Annotated in this window: 19 protein-coding genes; 11 read left to right on the top strand and 8 right to left on the bottom strand. The window is 65.2% G+C overall.

Translation table 11 applies throughout. The annotated features are described in order from the left end of the window. Window positions 1-365: 365 nt before the first annotated feature. Window positions 366-860: a YcgN family cysteine cluster protein gene (locus J4G32_RS07645; RefSeq protein ID WP_210485607.1), complete on the bottom strand. Its 495-nt coding sequence runs from the start codon at window positions 858-860 to the stop codon at window positions 366-368. Between the two features lie 213 nt (window positions 861-1,073). On the opposite strand from J4G32_RS07645, the gene J4G32_RS07640 reads away from it, so the two are divergent. From J4G32_RS07640 to J4G32_RS07625, 4 genes are all read left to right on the top strand, one after another. Continuing rightward, window positions 1,074-3,287, top strand: coding sequence for a transglycosylase domain-containing protein (locus J4G32_RS07640; RefSeq protein WP_210485606.1), 2,214 nt, complete (start codon window positions 1,074-1,076; stop codon window positions 3,285-3,287). A 101-nt stretch (window positions 3,288-3,388) separates the two neighbouring features. Next, window positions 3,389-3,982 carry a DUF1214 domain-containing protein gene (locus J4G32_RS07635; RefSeq protein ID WP_210485605.1) on the top strand — a complete coding sequence of 198 codons (594 nt, stop codon included), beginning with the start codon at window positions 3,389-3,391 and terminating at the stop codon, window positions 3,980-3,982. Beyond that, complete coding sequence (locus tag J4G32_RS07630) at window positions 3,970-4,551, top strand: DUF1254 domain-containing protein (RefSeq protein WP_343232609.1); 582 nt, start codon at window positions 3,970-3,972, stop codon at window positions 4,549-4,551. The genes J4G32_RS07635 and J4G32_RS07630 overlap by 13 nt, the downstream gene beginning before the upstream one ends. Continuing rightward, window positions 4,548-5,051, top strand: a complete 504-nt coding sequence (locus J4G32_RS07625; protein WP_210485604.1) for a GNAT family N-acetyltransferase — start codon at window positions 4,548-4,550, stop codon at window positions 5,049-5,051. Before J4G32_RS07630 ends, J4G32_RS07625 begins: the two co-directional genes overlap by 4 nt. Window positions 5,052-5,060: 9 nt before the next feature. On the opposite strand, the gene J4G32_RS07620 is transcribed toward J4G32_RS07625, so the two are convergent. After that, window positions 5,061-5,279 (bottom strand): hypothetical protein, encoded by a 219-nt coding sequence (locus J4G32_RS07620; RefSeq protein WP_210485603.1) that lies wholly within the window; start codon window positions 5,277-5,279, stop codon window positions 5,061-5,063. Window positions 5,280-5,586: 307 nt separating this feature from the next. On the opposite strand from J4G32_RS07620, the gene J4G32_RS07615 reads away from it, so the two are divergent. Continuing rightward, window positions 5,587-6,543: a hypothetical protein gene (locus J4G32_RS07615; RefSeq protein WP_210485602.1), complete on the top strand. Its 957-nt coding sequence runs from the start codon at window positions 5,587-5,589 to the stop codon at window positions 6,541-6,543. 5 nt (window positions 6,544-6,548) lie between these two features. Here the strand turns inward: J4G32_RS07615 and J4G32_RS07610 are convergent, their stop codons facing one another. Genes J4G32_RS07610 through J4G32_RS07600 form a run of 3 tightly spaced genes read right to left on the bottom strand, consistent with a single transcriptional unit; the run spans window position 6,549 to window position 9,492 of the window. Then, window positions 6,549-6,893: a DUF1491 family protein gene (locus J4G32_RS07610; protein WP_210485601.1), complete on the bottom strand. Its 345-nt coding sequence runs from the start codon at window positions 6,891-6,893 to the stop codon at window positions 6,549-6,551. Continuing rightward, window positions 6,890-7,711 carry a peptidoglycan-binding domain-containing protein gene (locus tag J4G32_RS07605; protein WP_210485600.1) on the bottom strand — a complete coding sequence of 274 codons (822 nt, stop codon included), beginning with the start codon at window positions 7,709-7,711 and terminating at the stop codon, window positions 6,890-6,892. The genes J4G32_RS07610 and J4G32_RS07605 overlap by 4 nt, the downstream gene beginning before the upstream one ends. Further along, complete coding sequence (locus tag J4G32_RS07600) at window positions 7,708-9,492, bottom strand: sensor histidine kinase (RefSeq protein ID WP_210485599.1); 1,785 nt, start codon at window positions 9,490-9,492, stop codon at window positions 7,708-7,710. The genes J4G32_RS07605 and J4G32_RS07600 overlap by 4 nt, the downstream gene beginning before the upstream one ends. Window positions 9,493-9,804: 312 nt before the next feature. Here J4G32_RS07600 and J4G32_RS07595 point away from each other — a divergent pair, with 312 nt between their 5' ends. Together J4G32_RS07595 and J4G32_RS07590 are read left to right on the top strand one after the other, a co-directional pair. Further along, complete coding sequence (locus tag J4G32_RS07595) at window positions 9,805-10,140, top strand: hypothetical protein (protein WP_210485598.1); 336 nt, start codon at window positions 9,805-9,807, stop codon at window positions 10,138-10,140. Window positions 10,141-10,220: 80 nt separating this feature from the next. Further along, on the top strand, window positions 10,221-10,652 hold the full coding sequence (locus tag J4G32_RS07590; protein ID WP_210485597.1) for a SufE family protein: 432 nt from the start codon (window positions 10,221-10,223) through the stop codon (window positions 10,650-10,652). Between the two features lie 4 nt (window positions 10,653-10,656). Here the strand turns inward: J4G32_RS07590 and J4G32_RS07585 are convergent, their stop codons facing one another. After that, window positions 10,657-11,703, bottom strand: coding sequence for a DUF6456 domain-containing protein (locus tag J4G32_RS07585; RefSeq protein ID WP_246504912.1), 1,047 nt, complete (start codon window positions 11,701-11,703; stop codon window positions 10,657-10,659). Between the two features lie 431 nt (window positions 11,704-12,134). Further along, window positions 12,135-12,560, bottom strand: coding sequence for a Ros/MucR family transcriptional regulator (locus J4G32_RS07580; protein ID WP_210485596.1), 426 nt, complete (start codon window positions 12,558-12,560; stop codon window positions 12,135-12,137). Window positions 12,561-12,966: 406 nt separating this feature from the next. Between J4G32_RS07580 and J4G32_RS07575 the strand changes: the two genes are divergently transcribed. The 3 genes from J4G32_RS07575 to J4G32_RS07565 all read left to right on the top strand — a co-directional run bounded on the left by J4G32_RS07575 (window position 12,967) and on the right by J4G32_RS07565 (window position 18,126). Then, window positions 12,967-15,081 carry a S9 family peptidase gene (locus J4G32_RS07575; protein WP_210485595.1) on the top strand — a complete coding sequence of 705 codons (2,115 nt, stop codon included), beginning with the start codon at window positions 12,967-12,969 and terminating at the stop codon, window positions 15,079-15,081. A 100-nt stretch (window positions 15,082-15,181) separates the two neighbouring features. Beyond that, window positions 15,182-17,533, top strand: coding sequence for a PAS domain-containing protein (locus tag J4G32_RS07570; protein ID WP_210485594.1), 2,352 nt, complete (start codon window positions 15,182-15,184; stop codon window positions 17,531-17,533). 5 nt (window positions 17,534-17,538) lie between these two features. After that, window positions 17,539-18,126, top strand: coding sequence for an isochorismatase family protein (locus tag J4G32_RS07565; RefSeq protein WP_210485593.1), 588 nt, complete (start codon window positions 17,539-17,541; stop codon window positions 18,124-18,126). On the opposite strand, the gene J4G32_RS07560 is transcribed toward J4G32_RS07565, so the two are convergent. Then, on the bottom strand, window positions 18,086-19,069 hold the full coding sequence (locus J4G32_RS07560) for a hypothetical protein (protein WP_210485592.1): 984 nt from the start codon (window positions 19,067-19,069) through the stop codon (window positions 18,086-18,088). The two genes, J4G32_RS07565 and J4G32_RS07560, sit on opposite strands and share 41 nt — an antisense overlap. Window positions 19,070-19,351: 282 nt before the next feature. Between J4G32_RS07560 and J4G32_RS07555 the strand changes: the two genes are divergently transcribed. Further along, window positions 19,352-19,951, top strand: a complete 600-nt coding sequence (locus J4G32_RS07555) for a superoxide dismutase (protein WP_210485591.1) — start codon at window positions 19,352-19,354, stop codon at window positions 19,949-19,951. Window positions 19,952-20,084: the final 133 nt, after the last annotated feature.

Here is a 20,084-nt window from a genome sequence, read left to right as displayed (position 1 = left end):
TGGCCCGCCCCGCCGCGAAAGCAGTTCGCTCCCGCACACGCGCGGGGCGGGTCGCATCATCGGAGACACGACCTTGTGAAGAATGAGGGAATGAGCAGACGAAGAAGCCGGGCGCAAACGTCTACGCCGGACCACGCGAACCGCGCTCAGGCGACGTAGATGATCCAGCTGACCACGGCGATGGGAAACACCGTGCCGAGGAGGAAACAAACGATCGCGGACGTCATCGCCGAGGCCTTTTGCGAGGTCGAAATAACCTCCCGTTAGCCATAACCGGCACGATGCCTCAGCGTAACTCCCCGGGCGGAGAGGTGCGGCGATCTTTTGGGGGAAGGGCTCGACCCATCGGGCTGGCCATCGCCCGACTATCGGTCGCGGCCCTCGTCCGTCGGCCAGTCGACAAGACGCTCGAGCAGTTCATCCACGGAGAAGTCTTCTTCAGGACCCGCCACCCGTCCGCGCACGGAAATCCCGGCCGCATGGACTGTGTCGGGATCGCCCGACACCAGGGGATGCCACCAATAGAGGTCCCTCCCCTCGTCGAGCAGGCGGTAGGCGCAGGTCGGCGGGAGCCAGGACAGGGTGCGCACGGCCTCCGTCGTCAGCCGCACGCAGTCCGGCACCTTCGCCTGCCGGTTCTCGTAGTCGCGGCACCGGCAGGTCTCGCCGTCGAGCAACGTGCAGCCCACGTCGGTATAGAGGATGTGGCCGGAATCCTCGTCTTCGAGTTTCACGAGGCAGCACCGTCCGCAGCCGTCGCACAGGCTTTCCCATTCCTGCGCGCTCATCGCATCGAGGCTTTTGTCCCGCCAGAATGGCGTGATCTCGGGGGCGAGCGAGAATGTCGCAGCTTTTTCCATCGGCGAAGCTCAATCCTGTCTTTACGGCATCTTGAAGGTGATGCTTGTTAAACGCGGTTTTCCGTTACGGTCGGACGAAGTCCTCCGCCCGTTGAACCCGTGCATGCCTCTCGAGTTATCGCAGAGGAACCCGTTCGGCAGGTGCGCTGGCGTACGGACTGTCGTGTCCTATCTTTGTGTATATCAGGTTTGCAGACCTGTTCGAGGAATGCCGTGCGCCCGAACTCCCCGACCCCCCTGATCACACGGATCAAGCGCGCGGCCCTCGCTTTCGACGCCTGGCTGACGTCGTTTCTCTATCAGTCATGGCGCTTTCTCGCCCGGGCCTGGGAGGTCGCAACCGACCTGTCGAACCGCCTGCGTTTTCGCGGCCCCGGGCGGGTCGTGCTCGATCTCACGAGCGAGGCCACCACCCTCGGCCTTCTCGGCGGCGTCGTGATGCTGGCGCTCGCCCTTCCGGCCTTCCGCGAAACCAATGACGACTGGTTGAAAACGCAGGACCTCGCCGTCACGTTCCTCGATCGCTACGGCCAGGAAGTCGGACGGCGCGGCCTCCGGCTCGATGATTCCTACAAGCTCGAGGATTTCCCAGACTATCTCGTCAAGGCAGCGCTGGCGACGGAAGACCGCCGCTTCTACGACCATTGGGGCATCGATCCCATTGGCACTTTGCGGGCCTTGACGGTCAACGTGCGGGGTGGCGGCGTTGTGCAGGGCGGCTCCTCGATCACGCAGCAGCTCGCCAAGAACCTGTTCCTCACCAACGAGCGGTCGCTCGAGCGCAAGATCAAGGAAGCGTTTCTCGCCCTGTGGCTCGAATTTCACCTGACCAAGGACGAGATCCTCAAGCTCTATCTCGACCGTGCCTATATGGGCGGCGGCGCCCACGGAGTGGTGGCGGCGGCCGATTATTATTTCGGCAAGTCGGCCAAGGACGTCACCCTCGCGGAAGCCGCCATGATGGCCGGCCTGTTCAAGGCGCCGACCAAATACGCACCCCACATCAACCTGCCGGCCGCCCGCGCCCGGGCGAACGATGTGCTGCGCAACATGGTTGAAGCAGGCTTTCTCACAGAAGGTCAGATCCAGACCGCCCGCCGCAACCCGGCGACCCCGGTCAACCGGTCCCGCGAGGCGACCCCGGATTATTACCTCGACTGGGCCTACGAGCAGATCAAGCACCTGGCGGCCGACCGGAAGCTTGGCGGCGACCGTGTGCTGACGGTCAAGACCCCCCTCGATACCGCCTTGCAGCTGCATTCCGAGCAGGTCCTGGAGAACATGCTGCGCCAGCATGGGCGCCAATACCGGGCCGGTCAGGGCGCCATCGTCGTCATGGACGTCGACGGAGCGATGCGGGCGATCGTCGGCGGCAAGGATTACGGGCTGAGCCAGTTCAACCGGGCGACCGATGCGCTGCGCCAGCCCGGCTCCTCCTTCAAGCCCTTCGTCTATACGGCGGCACTCCTGGCCGATCCGAAGTTGCGGCCCACTTCCATCGTCGTCGACAAGCCGATCTGCCTCGGCAACTGGTGCCCGCAGAATTACGGCCGGTCGTTCTCCGGCAGCATGCCGCTGACCTCTGCGCTCGCCCGGTCGATCAACTCGATCCCGGTCTGGATGTCACTGCAGATCGGCAAGGGCAACGCGAAGGCAGGCCGGGCGCAGATCATCGACATTTCCCGCAAGATGGGCCTCACCCATCCGCTCACCGATTCCAGCTCGCTGCCCATCGGGGCTGCCGAGGTCACGGTCATCGACATGGCGTCGTCCTATGCGGTTTTCGCCAATGGCGGCCGCAAGGCAACTCCCTATGCGGCCTTCGAGATTAAGAATTCACAGGGCGACGTGATCTACCGCCATGCCACCGACACACCGCCCGAACAGGTGCTGCCGACCCGACTCGTGAACGACATGAATTTCATGCTCAACAAGGTGGTCGAGGAAGGCACCGGCAAGCGCTCCGCCCTGCCCGGCATCCGCTCGGCCGGCAAGACCGGGACCACGAACGCCTACCGCGATGCTTGGTTCGTCGGCTACACCGGCAACATGGTGTCGGGGGTGTGGTTCGGGAACGACGACCATTCGTCGATGAACAACATGACGGGCGGCACGCTCCCCGCCATGACCTGGCAGGAGGTCATGACCTTTGGCCATCAGAACCTGGAAATTCGTCCAATTCCCGGACTCGAACCGGAATCCGGCGCGAAGGTGGCGGCAAGCGAACAAGCCGCGGGCCAGGCGGCCGCAGGTCCGCCGCAGGCCTACCTCGCCGGCACCCTCTCACGGCGCTCCTACGAGGTGCTGGGCGGCATCGGCTCCCTGTTCAAGGCGGCGGAGGCGTCGGTTGGGCCCCAGCAGCGTGAGGCCGAGTCCGAGCCCCGCGCGACCGGGTCCGCGCCCTCCCGCCAGGTTGCCATGCCGTAGAGCCCGGGGGGCTTTGCAAAGCCGTCCGAAACGGGCCACATGCCCTTGACGAACGACCTCGCGGTCGTTTCCATCCCGCAGCCCGCGAACAGACAAGATCCGTGATCGTCAAGACCCACCAGACGGCAGCCCTCATCGTCTATGCCCTGCTGCTCGGCCTCGGGCTCGGCCTGGGATCGGCCGATTGGGTGCTGAACGGCGACCCGCCCTTCGGCGGCCGAAAGCTCGGGCCGTGGGCGACCTGGCCCAAGCTCGGCTCCTCGGATGCCGATCCCTACATGCGCGCCATCGCGGCACGGCGCGGCGATGTTCCGCTTGCCACCGGCGAGGGCCTGACTCTTCTCGCCAAGGTTGACGACAGCGGCCGCAATCTGGATTCGGCCTGCACCTATCGGGTCGGCTCCGTCACGCCACAGGCCCGCCTGTGGACGATGACCGTCTATGACCGGACCGGCAACTTGCAGCCCTCGGACCTCGGACGCAGCGGGCTCACCTCCGCCGAAATCATCCGGCGGCCCGATGACGGTTTCGACATCGTGGTGGCAAAGGCCCTCAGCGCCGGCAACTGGCTGCAAACGGGTGCCGCTGGGCCGTTCACGCTCGTGCTGCGGCTCTACGACATGCCCGGGGCGGCGGGCGCGAACCTGACAGCCGACGACCTCCCCCGGATCGAGCGACTCGCATGCGCACCATGACGGCCCTCAGCCAATGGCTCTTCGCAACCGCCTGCGGACTCGTGCTGGCGGCGGGCGTCCACATTTTCGTCGTGCTGGCGAGCCCGCATTACGCCGAGGGCGACGCGATCGCGCGGGTGCAGGCGACGTTGACGTCCGAGACCGCGCAGGTCGTCAGCGCGCCGGGCGGCGGCGACACCTGGCTGCCCATGCCGGATCCCGCTTTCGCGGTGGCGGCCTGCGCGTTCGATCTCAGCGAGGGGCCCGCGCGGATCGCGGCGTTGCCGGGTCAGAGCTTCCTGTCGTTTTCGTTTCACACCAAGACGGCCGGCATCTTTTTCGCCGTCACCGACCGGGCGGCGATCCGCGGAGAGCTGGAGCTGGTGGTGATGACTCCGCGCCAGCTCGACGAGGCCCGCGCCGAGGAGGACGAGAGCGAACCCTCGCGCGATGTGAGGATCGTCGCGCCGGAGGAGAAGGGATTCGTCATCGTCCGGGTGGCAGCCCCGGTCGCCAGCCTCAGGCCCTCCGCCGTTGCTGCCGCCAAGGCCGTCTCCTGCACGGTCGACGGCGAGGACGATGAGGAATGATCGGCTGGCGCGCCATGTCTGCTGCCGATCTCGCCGATGTCCATGCGATAGCCCAACGCCTCCATGGCGATCATCCGGAGGATGTCTCGGTAGCGCGCGAGCGTCTCGCGCTCTTTCCCGCCGGATGCCGCGTTCTCGTCGACGGGAGTGCGCTGATCGGCTACGCGGTGAGCCATCCGTGGATTCTGGGCGAGCCGCCTGCCCTCGACACGCGGCTTGGGCGATTGCCACAACACCCGACGACCTACTACGTCCATGACGTCGCCATTCTGCCGGCCGGACGCGGACAGGGCGCAGCCGCTGCTGTTCTCGCGCACATGATGGCCCTTTCCAGAGCCGCTGGCCTCGACAATCTGTCGCTCGTCGCCGTGAGCGGATCGCAGGCCGTCTGGGCAAGACTGGGGTTCGTTCCACCCGCGTGGCCGGGAATGGCTGGGAAATTGGCGAGCTATGGCGAGGCCGCGTTCATGATCAGGCGGCTCGACGAAGGGGTCGGGTAATCGGGCCGATCAGGACCGGCGCCGCCGCGATCCGTTGGAGGCCACGGGTGGTGTCGGCGCATCGCCGCGACCCATCCGCTCGTACCGCACGCCCGTGAACAGGAGCAGGATGCCGCGAGGTTCATCTGGGGCCGGTGGCGACCGCAGCGGGCGCTGGCTCGCATCGGGGAAAGCGATCATCGTTCCCGCCGCGCGTTGGGCCCCGGCCTTGATCCGAATGGTACGCATGTTCAGTCCCTCCGCCGCCCCGTTAACTCCTGTTGCGCCTGTATCACCAAAGAGCGTCCATGGTTAACAGACCGTTTCTATTGCAGCCGCGATCGTGAATGATGTGCGAAAACCCACAGACCAGGCAGACCATACGCTCACCCGCTTTCCGTCAAAATGGCTATTTCGAGCTGATTCGCGAAGGCTCTTAAAGGTGCGCTAAGGGAACCGCCTTAAGCTCCTGCAAGCGTTGCGTTTGTGAGGGTGCGAGATGGCGTCGGCGGGATTGCAGGATTTTTGGCCGGGCCCCTCCGAAGGCGCGGCCGCGGTGGAAAAAAGTGGCAATCCCCGCGCGACGCTGCTGATGGTGAATGCGCAGATGTTCGTCGCGGCGCCGGCCCGCGACCGCGAGGCGGTGGAGACTTTCGAGGCCCTGGCGCTCGGCTTTCTGCCCTTGCTCGATACCCCGACCCTCGTCACGATCGCGCGCATCCTCACCCCGTGCCCCGACACGCCCGACAGCGTGCTTGCCTATCTGCTCCGGCATTCCCCTCAGACCCGCGATGTGGTGATCGGGCATTCCCGCCACGCAGGCGCCGAGAATGCGCCGGCGCTGTTCGGCAGTTCGGAGGGCCGCATGGCGCTGGCCGCGCGCGCGGGCATCGACGCTCTCACGGTGGCGCGGCTCCTCGTACTGGAAGAAGCGGTCGTCGACGATGCGCTGGCGGCCAACAAGTCGTTCGTTTCCTGCGAGGAGGGCTTTGCGCTCCTCCTCGACCGCGCCCGCCATCGCCCCGCGCTCGCGCATATCCTGCTGTCGCGGGAGGACCTGTGCGAGCATGATGAGGCGGCACTCTATCTCGCCGCTTCGCCGGAGCGGCGCGACGACATCCGCCTGCGTCTCCACGACACCATCGCGCACCGGCGCGCCGTGGTCTCCTTCAGCCTCTCCGACGACGATCGGGATACGTTGACCAACGCCGCGCGCAAGGGTGATGGGCCGGCGCTCGAAGCTTTCCTGACCACGGCCTTCGGGTTTCCGGACGGGACACAGTGGCATGTGCTGCGCACGGATCGGCACGACCTGCTTCCCCTCGCCCTGAAGGCGCTGGGCCTGTCCCCGCGTGAGATGGCCGGGATCGCCATCGACCTGCATCCGGCGCTTGCTCATCCCCTGTCGGCGATCAAACGCCTGATCAGGGTTGCGCGCGAAACCGACAGCGCCGTGGCGCTCGCGCTCGTCGAGGCGATCCTGAACGTCCAGGCGCTCTCGGCCCGAGACTGAAGCCGCTAGCCGTCGGCGCTGAGATCGAGGAAATGGCGGCCGATCCGGTCGTCGACTTCGACGAGCCAGAGATCGCTGTCGAACTTCATTTCCTTCGTCATGCGCTCCTCCACGTCGAGGGGCGTCGCATCGACGAGAATGGCTGAGAACAACCGCTCGCCGCTGTCGTCGAGAAAGACCTGCGGGGCCGGGCCGAACAGGCTTGCGGTCCCGTCCAGCCGATCGACCTTGACGAAGATAGCGCCGGCTTCTGCCGCGCCGCGCTTGCGCAGCACGGCCTCGACGCCCTCCACATCGCACCGGCGAATATAGGCCGACACCCAGAAATCGGACCGCAGGCGGTTGCTCATGGGGTCAGCGCCAGGCCGGAGGCGGTGCCGAGTTCGCGTAAGGTGCGGGCGTTGAACGCGCCCGTGACCGGCAGGCGGTGATCCTGTTCGAAGCGCTCAAGCGCGGTGCGGGTTTCACCGCCCATCACGCCATCGGGCTTGACCGCATAGCCGAGCTTGGCCAGCGCCCGCTGCACACCGAGCACGGGATCGGCCCCGTCACTGCGGCCCACATTGGCGGGCGGCACCGGAACCGCTCCGCCCATCCGGATCATGTCCGCGATGGGATCGCGCACGGCGGCGGGCTTTGCTGCTGCTGCTGCTGCTGCATTCGTCGTGGCAGCCGCGGGACGGGCCGGAGGCGCTGCGATCTCGCCGTTGTTGCGGATGAGATCGCCAATCGGCGTGCGCGCCGGCGGCACCGGCGGTGAGCTGGCAGCCGTTGGCGTGGGATCAATCAGCGACGGCACTGCTGCCGGCGCTGCAGGAGGGGCGATGGACGCAGGCGCAACCGCCCGCGCAGGCGGTGCAGGCAGCGAGGCCTGGGGCGCGACTCCCGGGTGCGTGAAAAGCGGCGACGGATGGCGGGCCTGCTGCAGCACGAGTGCGTTCCAGGCAATCATGCCCGCGCAGCCTGACAGAACGAGCGTGACGAGCACCCGGAAGGGGTTTCGCGCGAGACTGGTGAGCACGCGCGAGGCCACGCCGACCTTGGCCTTCCTGGCAGGCGCCCGCCGCGACGGCGCGGGCCTGCGCGCCGGTGCGGGTCGTCGCGCCGGAGAGGACACAACGGCATCGCGATCAGGGCGGGCGGCAAGGGCTTCACGCAAAACTGTCATCCCGTCTTCAGCATCATCATATGGGAAGAATGCGGCAAGGCGAGCGGTGCCATTGCCATGTCGTCAGTGACATCGTCCGCCGTCGCCGCCGCGACCGGCAGGCTGATCCGCACGATGGTTCCGTTGCCGGTCGCATGGGCGATGCTGAATTGTCCACGATGGAGCGCGACCAGTCCCCGCACGACGGAGAGGCCAAGCCCGCTGCCCTTCTCGTCGGCCCGCGACCGGCCGGCGCCGCGATAGAACGGCACGCCGAGCCGCGCGAGGTCCTCTTCGGCAACGCCGATCCCGGTATCGTGAACCGACAGGGAAAGCCACATGCGGTCGCGCCTCGCCTCGACGCGCACTTCACCGCCCCGCGGCGTAAACTTGATGGCGTTGGACAGGAGATTGAGCAGCATCTGCCGGCAGGCGCGGCGGTCCGCCACGATTTTCGGCAGATCCTCCGGCAGGTCGACGGTCAGCGCGATGCCCGCTTCCTCGGCGCGCAAGGCGACGACAAGGCAGCATTCGCGCACGAGTTCGGCCATCGCCACCGGCTCGAAATCGAGCGCGTATTGTCCGGCCTCGATGGCCGAGAGATCGAGCAGCGTGTTGACCACGCCCAGCATGTGCTCGCCGGATTGATGGATGATCTGGGCATAGCTCTCGCGCCGTTCGAGCAGCACGAGATTTCCCTTACCCCTGAGGATTTCCGAATAGCCGATGATGGCGTTCAACGGCGTGCGCAATTCATGGCTGACCGTGGCGAGCAGCTGCGCCCGCACATCGTTCGCGTTCACTGCCTCGCGGCGCAGGACATCGCGCTCCTCGGCATAGGAGCGGAGCGCCGAAATATCGCGCGTGACCGCCACCGCCGCGCAGGCGAGATCGTCGCTGAGGCGCACGCCATGCACGCGCATTTCAACCCAGACGACGCCGCCGGATGGCTCGCCCGTCTTGACGCGAAACTGCGCGGTGGCCGTCGTCGCCCCGCGCGCCGCATCGCTGACGGCCTTCAGAAAAGCCGGCCTGTCGCCGACCAGGATCCGCGTGAACAGGCCGCTGCCGTGAATGGCCGATGAGGGAACGCCAAGGAGGGACGCCGAGGCCCCGTTCGAGCGCAGAATCGCGCCGTTGCGATCATGCCAGGTGACGAGGTCGTCGAGCGCGAGCAGGGTCTCGTCTTCGCGCTGACGTCGTGGCGGCGCGAGTGTCGACATCATCGTGTCGAGGCGATCCTCCGCAATCGCACGCGAGAGGCCGTGCGCCGTCACCAGGATGCTTCCCACCAGGAGCGCGCAGGCCCACGGAGCCGCAAGCGCGCCGACGAGCGGGGGCAGCGCGTCGGAAGCGCCGATGACGGCTCCCATCAACGCGCACAAAAACGCAGCCGCAAACCCGCGACGCGATCCGGACGACGAGGCCTCCAGCGGGACGACCAGGAGCGCAAGGCACAGCATCTCCGGCGAGACCTCGGCGGACCGACAGACGAGCACAACGAACGCCGTCAGCGCCACCGCCATCAGCGCCTGCGCGGCCCCGATCCGGCTCCGACGCGAAGCGACGACCACACACAGCAGGGAAACCAGAACGAGGCCGCCCCAGACGGACAGCACGCTGGCAGGGGCTTCGGCCGCGAGCGCAAGAGGGAGCGTGACGAGGGCGATGAGCGCTGCCACGACGCCGCGCAGGATGAAGCGTTCATGCCTGATCCGCGCAGGCAGCCGCTCGCGACCGGCCGGTTGCACGAACCCGTCCAGCCACTCGTCGATCCAGTACCAGTGTGGAATAGTCCGCACGCGAAAGCGCCTCCCTGCCCGGCGCCGAACGTGGCAGAGGCCGCTTAAGCGAACCCTAAACATTGCAAACCATGGGGCGCGGCCGGGACCTGGCGGCTGGCCCGTTTGCTTGCACGCGCGGCCCCTCGCCACCGCGCCTGCAGGGTTTTCATCGCGAATTCAGGTGCTTGCGAACGGGTTGTCTCGTCATCGGGTTCGGCAACCTTTCGTTAAGGCTGTTTGCAGATGGCTCCGGGCCCGCCTACGCGACAGGCGGGCCCGACTGTATGATGGAGCCCCCGACGAACCGTTTGCCCCAAGGGAGGAGCCGCCATGTTTTCACTGCTGCGCGTCATCCTCGTGATCGGCGCGATCTTCTATTTCTCGCCGGTGCGGCAGGGCCAGGATTCGGGCCTGTCTCTCGACGGCCTGTTCGGCTCCGCGCTCCACCGGGACAGTGGTACGCCGCTCTCCGATTCGTCCGCCCAGAGACTCGAATCGGTCTGGAATGCATTGCCTGAGAGCGCCAAGCAGGCAGTGATCGACAAGATTATCCCGTCAAGGCCGGCGCGTGCTGCAGAGACGCTCCGCGTCCCGCAGGCCGACACCCTCCAGCCGGAGGACCACCGACCGGCCTGGATCGGCGCGGCGAAAAAGCCCGGCGCCTGAGCGACCATCGCCAAAACGGACGGCGGTCCCTATATGGGAGATTGCCCGCCGACCCCGCGAACCGCCCGAACGGGAATGCCATGCTGCCGCCGATTGACGAGATCGTCTCGAACTTCGAACTCCTGGATGATTGGGATGAGCGCTATCGCTATCTCATCGAACTCGGCCGTCTGATGGAGGCCTTGCCCGAGGGAGCCTACACCGACGACAACAAGGTGCGGGGCTGCGCAAGCCAGGTCTGGTTGACCTCGCGGCTCGAGGCGGGCGAAGGCGGCGCGCCGCGGATGCACCTCGCCGGCGACAGCGACGCCCATATCGTGCGCGGCCTCGTGGCCCTGCTGATCGCGCTTTACAACGGCAAGACCCCGGCCGACGCGATGGCGACGGACGCGCAGGCGCTGTTTCGCACCCTCGACCTTGAGGAACACCTGACGCCGCAGCGCTCCAACGGCGTCAGATCCATGGTCGAACGCATCCGCCGGGATGCCCAGGCGGCGCTGGCGGCATCCTAGGCGTTTATCGCAACCCGCCTTCGCTCACGACCGCCTGCCAGGCCCGGATTCCCCGGGAAGCTGCGGGCCCTCGGGCCGCATTCTCGATGCCGTAATGGTCCGCCAGCCGGGTCAGGGCGAGGCGGACGACAACCTTGCCGGAGCGCTGCGGCCAGCCGCGTTCCCGCTCGATGAGTTCGAGGCCCTTCAGAAATCCGCACAGGTCGAACAGCAGGTCGCCGAATTCCGACCCGATGGCCTCGAAGGCATGGCGCACCCGTTGGCGGGCCGCCACCATCCGGTCGGTCGCCTCGGACGGGGAGGCGCCGCCCTTGCCAGCCGGCATGCCATCCCACCGGGCAGTCACCCCCGGCAGCAGGCCCGCCATCATCAGATCCCGCCGCAGCCGCTCGCCGGCTTCAAAGGCGGCCTCGCCGATCAGGCGCTGCCCATCGGGCCCTTTCCGGCGGCGGAGCCAATCGAGCGGGCTTTCGTCGAGATCGACCCGCACCCGCCGGACGCCGGCCGCCGTCTCAAGACAAAGCGACGCGGTTTCATGATGCTGGTCGAAGAACCCGGTCTCCCCGGCGGGTGCCCGCGCCCGACGCAGGTAGGCTTTTCCGACCGCCGTGATGGAAAGGCCGTTGAGGCGTTCGCCCTGCCAGCGGGCCAGATCCTGCCGGACCAGGCGATCCGCATCGGAGCGCGCGAACCGCCCCGCGCTGAGTGAAACCGCGGCCTTCGCACCGCGCAGGATGACGCAGCCCTCGTCGGAGGGATCGACCAGCGCAAAGGCATCGGGCTTTCCGAGAGAGGCGAGCAGCCGAAGCGCGGCTGGCGAAAGGCCTCCGGACGGGCGCCCGCCGGCCGGCGCTTGTTCGTGGGACCCGATTTTCCGCTTCCCACGGGTTGAAGCGGCGCGTGGCGGACGGGTGTTTTGCCTCGAGCCCCGGGGACCCTCACCCGTGTCGGCGCTCGCTGATATCCGAACGTTCCCGGCTTCCGAGGCCGAGACCTCGGGCACCGCATCAGCCTCGCCAGCACGCCTTGCAATATGCTCATATTTGTTCATGTTTTGTTCCATAAATCACTCAACCGAAACCGCGTCTTAAGACCGGTGATTGTGAGGCAATATTCCTATCTGTCAAGGGCGTCCCACCGCCTGTGAATTGCGTGCATAAACCTAAGGTTGGCGATGCGCGCAACCGTTGCTCCCCTTACCAAAAAGCAAAATCTTTCGGCAGCGGTCACGATCGCGAGGGGTCGGAGCGGATAAGCAACTAATGGTTGTGTTGACAAGCGCTGTCTGACAGAGCGGAGAAATGTCCACTCGTCGACGCCGGCCAAATCTGCCGGTAGAGCGCCAACTCCTCCCTGCCTCAAGCCGCGAAAGTCGTGGCAACCGGGCGCACGGTCGCCGAAGGGCTCAACGGAAAAGACCGCCCGGAGGCGGCCTTGGAACAGAATGCATCACTTTCGGCGCAAGGGCGCCACCTAGCAAAATCAGGCGCGACCGCGCCGCTTGCGGCGCTGCTGGCCGAGACCCATTTCCTTGGCCAGTTCCGAGCGCGCCTTGGCGTAGTTCGGCGCAACCATCGGGTAATCCACGGGCAAACCCCATTTCTCACGGTATTGCTCGGGCGTCATGCTGTACTGCGTGCGCAGGTGACGCTTCAACGACTTGAACTTCTTGCCGTCTTCCAAGCAGATGATGTAGTCGGGCGTGACAGACTTCTTGAGGGAGACCGCGGGCTTGGGCGCCTCGACCGGAACCTCGACCGTCCCGCCGCCAACGCGCAACAGGGCCGCATGGATGTCGCTGATCAACGAAGGCAGTTCGCTTGCAGGAACCGAATTGTTGCTCACGTAAGCAGAGACGATATCCGCAGCCAGCTCAATATAGTTGGAGGTAGCGAGTGCGTCGCTCATCGTACTTTCTCTTTCTTTCCGGCCTGGGCAAGCAACCCGCGGGGCAAATCAGCGCATCAGCGGGAATTCGAGAGGAAAGCAATGCTTGCCTCAGCTTGCTACGAACCGTAATCACACAGAATTCGTGTCTGCTTGTTCAGGTATGTCAATTTGCTTGCTCTGGCAAGATGTTCGACAGGAAAACTTTGGAAAACTTTGTATCATCTTGCTGGTTGCACTATAAGTAAGCGGTTGAGCGCGCAAATGATGACCTTAGGTAATGTCGAATCGTTAACGCGTCCTCAAGCAGTGCTGCGCTCAATCGTCCGGTCCCGGCAGAGCCCTCGTGTGCCGGCGGACCTGTCCCCTCTTGAGAACGTTGTCGTCCACTCGAACTGCCTCACCCCCGCACCGATCCGGACCCCTCATGACCGTCGAGCGCCTGCCTTTCCCCACCTCCCTGCCTGTCGCCCCTGTGGTGCCGTCGAAACAGCATAGCTTCCTGGTGCATGGACGGCAGATCAGCGATGAATTCGCCTGGCTCAAGGACCCGAACTGGCAGGACGTGCTGAAGGATCCGGCTGCGCTTGATCCGGCGATCCGCACCGTTCTCGAGCGCGAGAACGCCTATACGGCCGCGGTCTTCGACGGAACGGCCGATTTCCAGCAGACGCTGGTCGCGGAGATGCGGGGTCGGGTGAAGGAGGACGATTCATCCGTGCCCGAGCCGGATGGCCCCTTCGCCTATTTCACGCGCTACCGGGAGGGTGGCCAGCACCCCCTCGTCTGTCGACAGCCCCGGGACGGGGGCGCCGAAACCCTGCTGCTCGACTGCGACAAGGAGGCCGAGGGCCAGGCCTTCTTCGATCTCGGCGGCGCGGACCAGTCCCCCGATCACCGGTTGATGGCCTGGGGTGCGGACGTGAAGGGGTCGGAATATTTTACCATCAAGGTGCGGGACCTCGAGACCGGGCAGGATCAGGCCCACACGTTGCTCAAGACATCCGGCGGGGTCGTCTGGCTCCAGGATGCCAGCGGATTCTATTACGTGGAACTGGACGACAACCATCGTCCGGTGCGCGTTCGCCGCCACATGATCGGGACGACGCAGGACGCCGACGCCGTGGTCTACGAAGAGCCCGATTCCGGGTTTTTCGTTCAGCTCGGCCTGACCCAGTCGGGCGCCTTCGTGCTCATCGAGGCGAGCGACCACGAAACCTCCGAGGTCCACCTCCTCGACCGGACGGATCCGATGGCCGTGCCGCGCCTCGTCGAGCCCCGGACCGTCGCGCTGCAATACGATGTGGAGCACCACGGCGACCGGCTGATCATCCTCACCAACGCGGACGGCGCGGAGGATTTCAAGATTGTCACCGCGCCGGTCGCCACGCCCGGCCGTGCCCATTGGCAGGATCTGGTGGTTGCGCGCCCGGGCGTCATGGTGCTGTTCGCCATGGCTCTCTCGCGCCATCTGGTTCGCCTCGAGCGGGAGGATGCGAGGCCCCGGATCGTCGTGCGAGACTTCGCGTCCGGACACGAAGAGGTCATCGGTTTCGACGAGGAGGCTTTCTCGCTCAGCGTCGATCCCGGCTACGAATATGATACCGCCGTCATCCGCTATCGTTACTCATCCATGACCACGCCAAGCGAGGTCACCGATCTCGACCTCGACACCGGTACCCGGATCCTGCGCAAGCGGCAGGTGGTGCCGAGCGGACATCGGCCGGAGGACTATGTCACAAGGCGGCTTTTCGCCACCGCGCCTGACGGCGCGCAGGTGCCGATTTCCATCGTCCACCGCCGCGACACGCCCCTGGACGGGACGGCGCCCTGTCTCCTCTATGGCTACGGGTCCTATGGGATGTCCATGTCGGCGGGCTTTCGCACCAACATCCTCTCCCTCGTGGATCGCGGATTCGTCTATGCCATCGCGCATATTCGCGGCGGCACGGAAAAGGGCTGGCGCTGGTATCTCAACGGCAAGCGGGACAAGAAGCTCAATACCTTCACGGATTTTATCGCCTGCGGTGAGCATCTGGCGGCCTCCGGCTATACGTCCCGCGGCCGCATCGTCGCCCATGGGGGCAGCGCGGGCGGGATGCTGATGGGCGCGGTGGCCAATCTCGCCCCGTCCCTGTTTGCCGGCATCGTCTCGGAGGTCCCGTTCGTCGACGTGCTCAACACCATGCTGGACGCGGACCTTCCGCTCACCCCGCCCGAATGGCCGGAATGGGGCAATCCGGCTGCCGACGAGGACGCGTTCCGCACCATTCTGTCCTATTCGCCCTATGACAATGTCCGCCGCCAGGCCTATCCGGCGATCCTGGCGCTTGCCGGCCTCACCGATCCGCGAGTCACCTACTGGGAACCCGCCAAGTGGATCGCCCGTTTGCGCGAGCGCATGGAAGGCGGCGGGCCGGTGATGCTGAAAATGAACATGGATGCGGGCCACGGAGGAGCGGCGGGCCGTTTCGACCGGCTCGAAGAGGTCGCGCTGTCGTATCTTTTTGCCCTTCGGAGTATCGAAGGATTCGAAAATTGAAACATTATACGTTTCAGTCGTTGATAGGATGGGGCCCGATTCCGGATCGGGCTGGGCTAAAGAGCGAGCGTCGATGATGGTGGAAGTGCGGGATGCTGGCATGGGTGTCGAACACGCTCGGGATGACGAACGCGTGGCGATCCTCGAACAGAAACTCCGTGCGGCCGAGGCACTCTTGCAGCGGAGCAATGCCAAGCTGCGGGTGGCGCTGGATATGGCCAAGCTCGGAATCTACGAGCGCGACCTCATCAGCGATGAGATCAGCATGACAGCGCCCACCCGCGAGGCGCTGGGCCTCTCGGCCGGCGAGCCGCTCACGGTCGATCGGCTGAGACGCCTGTTCGATCCGAAGGATGCCGCCCGTATCGAACAGGCCATCGCCTATGCGTTGCGGACAAAGACCGATTTCAACATCGAGCACCGCGTCGTCAGGCCCGATGGGGGCACCGGCCATGTGCTGCAGCGAGGCTGCGCGCTCTACAATGGCGACATCCCCTTCCGCCTCGTCGCGGTGACGCAGGATGTGACCGATCGCGAGCGGGTTCGCCGGGAAGGCACCGTCGCGCAGCGGCGGCAGACCTTCCTGCTTAACCTCAATGATCGCCTGCGGGACCTTGAGGATCCCAACGCCATCATGGAAGCCACCGTGCAGAGCCTCGGCCAGTTTCTCGAGGTCGATTTCGCCGGCTATGGCGAGGTGGATGAGGAACTGGGCGTCAACGTCATGGCGCGGGAATGGTCCCGCTGGGTCGTCAGCACGGAAGGCCGGCAGTTCCGCCTCAATGAATTCCTGCCCGACATGGTCGTGCAGCTGAAAGCGGGAAAAACCCTGTGCGTCGACGACGTCGACACCGACCCGCGGGTGCGCGACCCGGCGATCCAGGCGATCTACAGAACCATCAACGCGCGCACCGCCATCGGTGTGCCGCTGCTCAAAAACCAGCGCCTGGTGGCGATGCTGTATCTGAACGCGGCCCGTCCGCGCCATTGGTCGACCGACGAGATTGCGCTGGTGGAGGATGTCGCCGAGCGAACCTGGACGGCGGTGCAGAAGGCGCGGGCCGAAAGCAGCCTTCGGGAGACGGATGCGCTGTTTCGCGTGATCGCCGAATCGTTGCCGGCGCTCGTCTGGATCGTCAAGCCGAACCTCGAACTCACCTACACCAACGAGAGATGGGTGAGCTATTCGGGCTTCCCGAAAGAACAGGCGCTCGGCCATAGCTGGATGACGACGATCTATCCGCCTGACATGGAGCGCATGAGGGACGAGCTGGTTCCCGTTCAGGAAAATGAATCCGCCTATGAGACCGAGGCGCGCTACCGCTCGCGCTCCGGCGAATATCGCTGGCATCTCATCCGCGCCGCGCCGCGGCATTCGCAGACCGGCGAATTCCTCGGCTGGTGCGGAACGAGCGTCGACATTCACGACCTGAAGGAGACGTCCACCGCCTTGCAGGAGAGCGAGCAGCGCTTGGCCCTTGCGCAGCAGGCGGTCGGCATCGGCGTGTTCGACTGGGACGTGCCCTCCGGAAAGGTGACCTGGACGGTCGAGCAGGAGCGCCTGTTCGGCCTCGATCCCAACACCTTCACGCAGGATTTCGAAGGATGGGAATCCCGCGTCGTGCCGGCCGATCTCGACCAGACCAAGGCGATGCTCGAAGCCGCGATGGCGCGCCGGGATTCCGACATCACCTTCTCTCACCGCATCATGTTGCCGGATGGGACCATCCGCTTCATCGAGGTCAATGCGCGTTTCTTCTACGATCCGGACGGCAACCCCCTTCGCATGGTCGGAGTCAATATCGACGTCACGCGGTACAAGCAGGCCGAACAGCGTCAGCACCTGCTCATCCGCGAACTCCACCACCGGGTGAAGAACACCCTTGCGACCGTGCAGGCCATCGTGGGCTCGACCGCCCGCTCCACGTCGAGCATCGACGAGTTCTACCAGAGCTTTGTCGGACGGATCGTGTCCCTGGCCCGCACGCACAATCTCCTGACCGAGGATTACTGGCAGAAGGCCTCCCTCGGCGATCTCATCCGCACGGAGCTTGGTCCCTACGACGACGCCGGACGCAAGCGCGTGTTCATCTCCGGCCCGCCGGTCGAATTGCCGTCTGAGGCGGCGGTGCCCGTCGGCATGGCCATCCATGAACTGACGACAAATGCCGCAAAGCACGGGGCCTTGTCGTCGTTTGGCGGCAATGTCGATGTCCGTTGGCGTGTCGACGACAAGGAGAGCGGGCCTGTCCTGCATTTCGACTGGACCGAACGGGATGGACCGACCGTCAGCGCGCCCTCGCGGCAGGGCTTTGGCTCGCGCCTGCTGAACCGCGTGCTGACGACGCAACTCGGCGCCGATGTCAAAATCGATTTTCGCGAGGACGGCCTGCGGTTTGCCATGACCATGCCGATCCCCGCGGTTCCGCCCCTTCCCGATACCAGCCAGTGAGTGACATGCTGCTCGACCGCAACCGCTCCCACCTTCTCATCGTCGACGTGCAGGAGCGGCTGGTGCCGGCCGTGCAGGACAGCGCGCACATGCTGGACAGGATCGTGATGCTGGCTGCGGCCGCGGGCCGGCTCGGCATTGCCGTCACGGTGACGGAGCAATATCCCAAAGGCCTTGGATCGACCGTCGGATCCGTCGCCGACGCCGTTCCGCCCCGCGCACCCGTGCTCCCGAAGATGCATTTTTCAGCCGCGCGCGACCGGGTGATCGCCGAGCGCCTCGCAGCCGTGAGAGCGGAGGGTCGCGACCAGTTGGTGATCTGCGGTGCGGAGGCGCATGTCTGCGTGCTGCAGACAGCCCTCGACCTGAAAGCCTCGGGGGTCACGGTCGCCGTTGTGGCCGACGCGGTCTCAAGCCGGGCGGCCGACAGTATCAGCGCGGCCTGCGCCCGTCTGCTGCACGCGGGATGTCATTGGGTGACGACGGAGATGGCCCTGTTCGAATGGCTCGGCGAGGCCGGCACGGATGATTTTCGTGCACTCTCGGCGCTGATCAAAGCGGCTCCGACGCGCCCTCCCCGCCAGCCGCAATGAATTCTTTCAGCTCGTCGAGCGATGCGAACCGGAAGAAGCCTTGCGGCGTCTCGGCCTCGATCGATCCGTCGGAATACATGACGTATTTGTTCTCGCCCGAATTGTAGGTGCCGATGACGGCAGCGGGGCCGCCCGGCAGGTCGGCGTCATGCGCCTCCTCGTCGGGCTCGATTGCCACTACCGTGTCTGTTTCCGTCTCGGCGACAGAGACAAACACCTCCTCGTCATCCACCGCACTCTGCGCGACCGGGAGTTCGTCGGCGAGTTCCTCGTCGGGGCTCGTGGTGAAGGAGGGCTGCTCCCGCTCGGGAAAACGAACTTCGGTGTCGATGGATTCGCGATAGCGTTCCGCGAACAGGAAATCCGGCACCTGACCTTCCGAGATATCATCCCTCTGGGCATCGAACTCGGGCTCGGACGAAGGCTCCGGCGCGTCGATGGCAGCCTTCGGGAAGGGGTAGGCCGCTGCAGAGGGCAATGGGGCGGGGTCCTCGGCACGATCCAGGTCGTCAGGCGCGTCGAGAGCCGCCGGCGCGTCCTCAAAGAGTGGCAATGTCGGCTGCTGGATCTCCGCCGAGGCTTCGGAATCCTGCGCCGACTTGGTGCCGAACAGGGAACCGGCGAGCCCGCCAGCGGCCGCGCCGATGCCCACATCGCCCAACATGCGACCCCGCGCCTGTTCGGCGGAAGTGGGGGGAACCGCCACAGTCTCGATCTCGTCCTCCAGGCTGAGCTGCACCCGGGCGAGTTCTTCCTGAATTCGGGTCAGGCGCGCGACCACCGCGGTGATGCCGACGAGGAGCGCGCCGCTCGATGCCCCGATAATTCCAGAAATGACCATCGTCCAGCCGCGTTCGACGAGGACGATGTCCCAACCGAGGATGGCCGAAAACAATCCACCCACGATCATCGCCAAGGCGAGGGCGTAAAGAGCGATGATCATGTAATCTCCGTGACGCAAACAAAAGGTTGCCGCAAGGCAAGGCGCTGTTTTTATACGGCAAAGCCCATGTCAAGGGAAGGTTGCCGCGAAAAAAGTCCAAAGCATCGCCGTTGCCCTCGGGCCAGAGGCGCTTTAACTACAGCATGTCCCGGAAACGTCGACGCACTTTTCCGGTGGAGGACATTCTCAGGCTCGTGATGTCCGTGCGAATTCTCAGTGATCGGCCATCAAGGCCGGAATGCGCGCGGTCCGTCAGTTGCTCAATCCAGTCAGGAGACGCTCATGTCGTTCACTCTTCCCGAACTGCCTTACGCTTACGATGCGTTGCAGCCCTACATGTCCAAAGAGACGCTGGAATACCATCACGACAAGCACCACGCTGCTTACGTGAACACCGGCAACACCCTGATGCAGGGCACCGAGTTTGAAGGCAAGAGCGTCGAGGAGGTCGTCAAGGGCTCCTATGGCAAGAACCAGCCGCTCTTCAACAACGCCGGCCAGCACTACAATCACCTCCACTTCTGGAAGTGGATGAAGCCCAAGGGCGGCGGCGCGATCCCGGGCGAACTCGAGAAGAAAATCATTTCCGATCTCGGCTCGGTCGAGAAGATGAAAGAAGATTTCGTTGCGGCAGGCGTCGGCCAGTTCGGCTCCGGCTGGGCCTGGCTCGCTGTCAAGGACGGCAAGATCGCCATCATGAAGACACCGAATGGCGAGAACCCCCTCGTTCACGGCGCAACGCCGATCCTCGGCTGTGACGTCTGGGAGCATTCCTATTACATCGATTACCGCAACCGTCGTCCCGACTATCTCAAGGCGTTCCTCAACGACCTGGTGAACTGGGAATATGTGGCCGAGCTCTACGGCAACGCCGGGCACTGAACCGACGGACATCCCCTGCAGCGGGCCCTTTCGAGGGCCCGTTTTGCGTTGAGGCGGCTTGGTCGAATGCGATCGCAAGACCCGGAGTGCGGCAGATGGCCTGCGATGAGATGGTTGGCTCCTGGCAGACTTG

This window comes from Microvirga antarctica, assembly GCF_017921815.1.
Classification (GTDB): domain Bacteria; phylum Pseudomonadota; class Alphaproteobacteria; order Rhizobiales; family Beijerinckiaceae; genus Microvirga; species Microvirga antarctica.
Note: the sequence above shows the minus strand (reverse complement) of the source record. Positions and strands in the feature narration are given on the sequence as shown.